Source organism: Pseudomonas sichuanensis (assembly GCF_003231305.1).
Taxonomy (GTDB): domain Bacteria; phylum Pseudomonadota; class Gammaproteobacteria; order Pseudomonadales; family Pseudomonadaceae; genus Aquipseudomonas; species Aquipseudomonas sichuanensis.
This window is the reverse complement of the sequence record NZ_QKVM01000168.1, coordinates 1-275: the sequence shown is the minus strand read 5'-3', so window position 1 is coordinate 275 and position 275 is coordinate 1. Positions and strand designations below refer to the sequence as shown.

Below are 275 nucleotides of genomic sequence, written 5' to 3'. Positions count from 1 at the left end.
CCGGCCAATACGGCCAGATCCTGCTGAACGCCGATGGCAGCTACACCTACACCCTGACCTCGGCGCCCAACTCGCCGAATCACGTCAACGATGGCCCGAATGTGATCACCGACAGCTTCACCTACCAGGTGAAGGACTCGGTGGGCAACACCACCACCAGCACCATCGTGATCAGCATCGTCGACGACGTGCCCAAGGCCCATTGCGACTTCGCCCATGTCAGCGAGGGCGACAGCATCAGCGGCAATGTGTTGGACAACGACGTCAAAGGCGCT

1 protein-coding gene is annotated in these 275 nt (G+C 60.7%); it reads left to right on the top strand.

Annotated elements, in window-relative coordinates; genetic code table 11:
- Positions 1 to 275 (top strand): Ig-like domain-containing protein (locus DM373_RS28580; protein WP_208642840.1); only part of this gene is annotated, 275 nt, incomplete at both ends.